At 64.3% G+C, this 3,277-nt stretch carries 4 protein-coding genes; 2 read left to right on the top strand and 2 right to left on the bottom strand.

The genetic code is table 11. The annotated features are described in order from the left end of the window. The coding region (locus ACLQI9_RS15670) for an alpha/beta hydrolase (RefSeq protein ID WP_442391888.1) at positions 1 to 654 on the top strand (654 nt) is incomplete at its 5' end. Between the two features lie 60 nt (positions 655 to 714). On the opposite strand, the gene ACLQI9_RS15665 is transcribed toward ACLQI9_RS15670, so the two are convergent. Continuing rightward, positions 715 to 1,518, bottom strand: a complete 804-nt coding sequence (locus ACLQI9_RS15665) for a lysophospholipid acyltransferase family protein (protein WP_442384851.1) — start codon at positions 1,516 to 1,518, stop codon at positions 715 to 717. Between the two features lie 151 nt (positions 1,519 to 1,669). Then, positions 1,670 to 2,911 carry an NADH:flavin oxidoreductase gene (locus ACLQI9_RS15660; protein ID WP_442384853.1) on the bottom strand — a complete coding sequence of 414 codons (1,242 nt, stop codon included), beginning with the start codon at positions 2,909 to 2,911 and terminating at the stop codon, positions 1,670 to 1,672. A gap of 100 nt (positions 2,912 to 3,011) precedes the next feature. Between ACLQI9_RS15660 and ACLQI9_RS15655 the strand changes: the two genes are divergently transcribed. Continuing rightward, positions 3,012 to 3,277: hypothetical protein (locus ACLQI9_RS15655; RefSeq protein ID WP_442391887.1), on the top strand; the 266-nt coding region annotated here is incomplete at its 3' end.

Here is a 3,277-nt window from a genome sequence, read left to right as displayed (position 1 = left end):
CTCGACAGCCACGACGAGCTGTGCCGCGACATCACCAATCTTATTTCCGCCGTTGTTATTTCGGTGGGCTACCGGTTGGCTCCGGAGCATCAGTGGCCTGACGCGGCCGAGGATGTTTACACGGCCGTCCGATGGGCGGCAGACAACGCCGACGTTGTTGGCGGTGATGCAGAATCCGTTGCGGTGGGCGGCGACAGCGCGGGAGGGAACCTCGCCGCCGTCACCGCGTTGATGGCGCGTGACCGCGGCGGTCCCTCGCTTGCGGGTCAGATGCTGCTCTACCCGGTGATCGCGGACGACTTCGACAACGAGTCGTATCGCTTGTTCGGCAAGGGTTTCTACAACCCGAAGCCGGCGCTGCAGTGGTATTGGGACCAGTACGTGCCCGCGCTTGCCGACCGGGAACATCCGTACGCCTCCCCGCTTCGGGCGAACCTGACAGGATTGCCGCCCGCGGTCGTCGTCCTCGCCGGCCACGACCCACTCCGTGACGAGGGCATTGCCTACGCCGACGCGCTAGAGGCCGCGGGCGTGGTCACGGCGCGATGCCCCTTCGAGGGAGGCATCCACGGGTTCATGACGATGCCGATGCTCGACATCGCGCACGAAGCCCGGCGGCACGCGTGCGGCGAGCTGGCTCAACTGCTTCGCTAGGAGGTGGCTTCGGCGCGGACGCCCTATCGGCGGACACCGTCGGTCACAGCGTCCATGACCTCAACCAAGGACGGGGAAACGTCGTTGTGCCGCAAGATCATTCAATGCTTCCTGCATCAGCGAGCGCACGTGGGCATCGACTGCTTCCACGTCGGGTTCCGCACCGAATGTCGCCTCGATGTCGATGGGTTCGAGAACCTGGGTGACCACCTTGGTGGGCAGCGGCAGGTTGAGCGGAATCAGCGTCAGTCCGAACGGCAGGCCCAATGAGATGGGCAGAATGTCGGTGCGCATCCGCTCTTTGATTCCAAGCTTCTTCGCCAACCACATGCCGCGATTCAGGTAGAGCTGGCCCTCTTGGCCGCCAATGGACACGACGGGCACGATGGGTACACCGGACTCGATGGCCGTTCTGACGTATCCCATCCGTCCTCTAAAGTTGATGGTGTTCTGCTGCCAGCTCGGCCGGTACGCGTCATAGTCGCCGCCGGGGAAAACCAGCACCGCACCGCTGCTGCGCAGAGCGCTTGCGGCATTGGCACGATTGGCGCGGATGAGGCCGAGCCGCCGCATGAGTCCGGATGTGGGCCCGCTCAGGATGATGTCGTGAGCGAGTCCGTACAGTGGCCGGTCGAAGCCGAACTTCTTGTAGAAGTCGGAGGCGAATACCGGCATATCGGTGGGCAGGGCGCCGCCGGAGTGGTTTGAGACCAGCAGTACGCCTCCGGGTGGGATGTGGTCCAAACCCCTGACCTCGGAGCGCAACCACGCCTTGACAGCGGGCCGTAACACCGCCATCCAGCGTTGTACCAACAGTGGATCGAATTTGGCGATCTCCGGCGTATCGATATCTGACGCGTTCATCATTTCTCCCTCAACATGATTGGCCGCCACGCTAACAACCGAATTCTGCTGACGGAGGGTCTATATCCCCTGGCTGGGATGCTTTCGACGTTTGTGCCGATCACCGGGAGGATTGCATCGGGACGGGGCTTCGACGGCCCGCCTCAAGCGGTCAGGTGTCGATCTGCAGCGCGGCAACCGGAGTCGCCGCAGCGTCCCCGATCTTCGCAAGCACCGGACCGTAGCGTTGTTGGGGATCGAGCACGCAGTGCGTGCGCCCGAAAACGGTGACCATGCACTTGTTGTTGTGGTTGCACCGGCTGCGTGTAGCGGGATCAATGGTCATCTTGTTGACTAGATCGGGCTCGCGCAGCAGCGCCCGGCCCATCGCCATGAAGTCGAATCCCTCGCGCATCCCGGTCTCGAGATGGTCGCGGTTGGTGATGCCGCCCAGCAGAATCAGCTTGGTGTTGCGCACAACCGGTACGAATTGCCGTGCCGCCTCGAGCATGTAGAGGTCGGTATACGGGTAGCTGCCCATTATTCGCTTTCCAGCCAGCCTGATGGCGGGCCGCAAAGCGGCCGGCATGACGCGGGCGAACTCCCGCACAGGGACGTCGCCTCGGAACAGGTACATCGGCTTGAAAACCGAGGAGCCCTGGGTCAGCTCGATCGCGTCGAGTGTGCCGTCGGCGTCGAGCAGCTGCGCGGTGCGCAGCGCCTCGTCGATCCAGATGCTGCCCGGCAGTCCGTCGTCCATGTCCAGCTTGGCGATGACGGCGATCCGGCCGCCCGCCACATTGCGGACGCGTTCGGCGATCTCACGCGCGAAGCGGGATCGGTTGTCGATGGACCCGCCGTACTCGTCCTTACGGCGGTTGATGAGCGGGCTCATGAAGGAGCTCGGCAAGTACAGGTGGCCGAAATGCAATTCGACCGCGTCAAATCCGGCATCGATCGCCACCTGCGCCGCAGCGCCGAACTGATTAATGACCATCCTGATCTCGTCACGTGTGATGGCGCGGCAGTACGCGAACGACGTCGGGTTGATGAACCGGCTCGGCGCGACCGCCGTGACCCCGGTCAACGCCTTCGGTGCCACCACCCCGGCGTGGCCGAGCTGGGCGGAGATCGCGGCGCCGCCCTCGTGGACGGTATCGGTAAGCCTGCGCAACCCCCGCAGGGCCTGTGGACTCATCACGATCTGGCCGGGTGCGCTGGCACCCTCGGGCGACACACAGCAGTAGGCGACCGTCGTCATGCCGACCCCTCCGTCGGCGAACGACCGATGGAATGCGATCAGATCGTCGGTGACCAGCCCCTCGGGCGATCGCCCTTCGGATGTGGCGGCCTTGATGATCCTGTTGCGCAACGTGACGGGGCCGAGCTGAACGGGGCTGAACGGATTGCTCATCTGACCACCGTCACCCGCATCCAGGTCGGGGTCAACGAGGTTCTCCCGATGGCCGGGAGTGCACCCCTTCAAGGTCTCGCGGGGTATCTACGGTCGGGCCATGGCTGACGGTCGGGTATTCGTCATCGACAGGGTGGTTACCAAGCCCGGATGCGCCAGAAGGTTCGTCGAGACCTACCTTGCCGAGTACGCGCCCGGTGCCCGCTCCCGCGGCATGACGCTGTGCAACGTCCTCGTCAGTCCCCCGATCTGGTTCGAGGATCAATCCAATACGGTCACCATCACCTGGACGCTGCCCAGCGCCCAGGCATGGTGGGAGATGACGTGGAAGGGCCGGCCGGACCCGGCGCTGGGCGAATGGTGGTC

Origin of the sequence: Mycobacterium sp., from assembly GCF_052143115.1 — a bacterium.
Lineage (GTDB): Bacteria > Actinomycetota > Actinomycetes > Mycobacteriales > Mycobacteriaceae > Mycobacterium.
This window is presented reverse-complemented; position numbering and strand designations above follow the sequence as displayed.

What these genes read in the sequence shown, in the direction of transcription:
- ACLQI9_RS15665 (WP_442384851.1), bottom strand. Translation starts at nt 1,518, where the DNA reads ATGAACGCGTCAGATATCGATACGCCGGAGATCGCCAAATTCGATCCA.
- ACLQI9_RS15660 (WP_442384853.1), bottom strand. Translation starts at nt 2,911, where the DNA reads ATGAGCAATCCGTTCAGCCCCGTTCAGCTCGGCCCCGTCACGTTGCGC.